At 46.5% G+C, this 2478-nt stretch carries 1 protein-coding gene, 2 tRNA genes and 1 rRNA gene; all 4 read left to right on the plus strand.

What is annotated here, in order from left to right; translation table 11 throughout:
* The first annotated feature begins 2 nt into the window (after positions 1-2).
* Positions 3-118 (plus strand): 5S ribosomal RNA (gene rrf / locus MXE41_RS12860).
* A 15-nt stretch (positions 119-133) separates the two neighbouring features.
* Positions 134-210, plus strand: a tRNA-Asp gene (locus MXE41_RS12865).
* Between the two features lie 14 nt (positions 211-224).
* A tRNA-Thr gene (locus MXE41_RS12870) sits at positions 225-300 on the plus strand.
* Positions 301-1128: 828 nt separating this feature from the next.
* Positions 1129-2124 carry a DNA-processing protein DprA gene (locus tag MXE41_RS12875; protein ID WP_247100871.1) on the plus strand — a complete coding sequence of 332 codons (996 nt, stop codon included), beginning with the start codon at positions 1129-1131 and terminating at the stop codon, positions 2122-2124.
* Positions 2125-2478 lie beyond the last annotated feature (354 nt).

Raw genomic sequence — 2478 nt, forward strand, 5'->3', positions numbered from 1 at the left:
TGTCTGGCGACCATAGTGCTGTAGTCCCACCTGTCCCCATTCCGAACACAGAAGTGAAATGCAGTAACGCCGATGGTAGTGCAACGTACGATTGTGTGAGAGTAGGTCATCGCCAGACTTAATTTTTGAATGCGGAGCGGTAGTTCAGCCGGTTAGAATGCCTGCCTGTCACGCAGGAGGTCGCGGGTTCGATTCCCGTCCGTTCCGCCATTTATCTTCGATGTGCTGATATGGCTCAGTTGGTAGAGCGCACCCTTGGTAAGGGTGAGGTCCCGAGTTCGATTCTCGGTATCAGCACCACTTTTGAACTGACCACCGCAAGGTGGTTTTTTCGTTTCTGGCCCCTGCAAAAGCAGAACGCCGTCAGCCCCGGCTGCAGCGTCTGCGACGCCGCAGCCAGCCTGCGCAGGCTCCGCCTGCACTGCCCAGCCCATCATGCAGGCTAACGGCCAGTAGCAGGACCTGAACGTCCTCTCCGGCCCATGAACTGACCACCGCAAGGTGGTTTTTGTGTTTCTGGGCCCTGCAAAAAACAAGGCCCATAGATCTCAGCCAAGGTGGCAGCGTCTGCGCCGCCGCTGCCGGCCCGCTCAGGCTCCGCCTGCACGGCCCCGCCCATCATGCAGGCCAACGGCTATTAACTGGACAGAACGGCCATATCGGGTATCAAGACATCCGGTCCGTGAACAGACAACCACAAGGTGGTTTTTGCGTTTCTTGGCAGGTGCCCCGACCCTGTTAAGAGCATGTGCTCAGCACATGAGACGAGCCACTTTACGCCTGTATGACAAATATAATGTCACGAACTGGACTTTGACATGTTTTGTAACTATGATACTCCCAGCAGCACGAGCTTCCTCTATCTCTTAAGCAAGACTATAACTTCTTGATTTGAAGTATAGATGTCTAACTATGATTCATGTAAATGATAACAATGCACTTGTCAGTGCAGCAATGAACAGTGATTTGCTGTATTGGAGCTCTGAAAATCTGATCAGCTTCATGTTTTAGCGTAAAGATCACTGTCAGACGTAGTTACTCCTATCATGAGCTTGTAAACTTAGTCATAGACGCGAGGCTCTAAACCACATATAGTGATTTAATCCGAGAATCGTCACTGGAGGAGATATGTCCCTTACTACTCGTCAAATATTGGCCCTGCAATCGTTTTCAGGGGTTGGCAAAAAGAGCATTCTGAAAGTAGGTAACTATACTTCATATTTTATCGACACTGATGAGTTGATTGAAATTCTTTCAAAGTGTTCAGTAAAAAAGAAAAGCCCTAATGAATCTGGCAAGGTACCAATAACTAGAAAAGAGCTGGAGAGGGCTCTTGACAAGGCTGATCAAACTATCGAATTAGCAGAATCAAACTGTGTCGGCATAATTTCTTACTATGAGCCAGAGTTCCCTAACATTCTGAAGAATGTAATGACTAAAGACGGAAAAAGGGAAGACCCTCCTGTAGTACTTTTCTATAAAGGTGACCTCAGTGCACTTAAAGAACCTGCAATAGCAGTAATAGGTACCAGAAAGTGCACACCTACAGCTGAGAAGGCCGGTAGCTATTTGGCCTCAGAATTCGCAAAAAGAGGTTTTTGTATCGTATCTGGACTTGCATTAGGATGTGACACAATTGGTCACAAAGAAGCACTGAAAGCTGGAGGTAGAACTATTGCTTTTCTAGCTCATGGGCTTGATACAGTATACCCACCTGAGAATACTGAGCTTGCGGAAGACATTGTGATTAATGGCGGATTGCTTTTATCTGAATACGAAATTGGAACTCGAGTATCTCCATATAATCTTGTAGCCCGTGATCGCCTTCAGGCTGGCTTGGCGCTGGCTACTTTGGTCATTCAGACCGGTATCCAAGGTGGAACAATGCATGCTGCACAGAATTGTGCAAATTCAGGCAAACCTCTGTTTGTTGTTAAGTATAGAGATCAACAGACAAACAGCGCCGAGATAACCCAGGGTAACCATATGCTTGTGAATAAGTTTGGTGCCAGTTATATATCAGGTACTGACAATCTGGATGAAATTGCCAATAGGATTCTAAACGGCATCGGTTCTAAGCCTGCTATTAGTTCTGCTGTACGTCAGAATTCCCTGTTTGACTGATTGCTGACACAATTCCATGCAGTACCAACTGCATGCTATAAAGGCCTGTACTAGAACTTCCCTTCATCCTCTTAAGGATCTAAGCGATGATTTGGTCAGGCCTGCTTGCATGTCTTTACTGGTATTTATAGTGTCAGCATTAAATTGCATCTGACACTACCATCAATATCAGGAAGCTAAATTAAGACAAATGCCCATTGAGCCACCACGGCCTCTTATCAGTCAAACAAGCAAGATGAGAATCTGCCTCTCATCGTTAAGCAAGCAAGATGAGAATCTGCCTCTCATCGTTAAGCAAGCAAGATGAGAATCTGCCTCTCATCGTTAAGCAAGCAAGATGAGAATCTGCCTCTC

Origin of the sequence: Anaerobiospirillum sp. NML120449, from assembly GCF_023051105.1 — a bacterium.
Taxonomy (GTDB): Bacteria; Pseudomonadota; Gammaproteobacteria; order Enterobacterales; family Succinivibrionaceae; genus Anaerobiospirillum.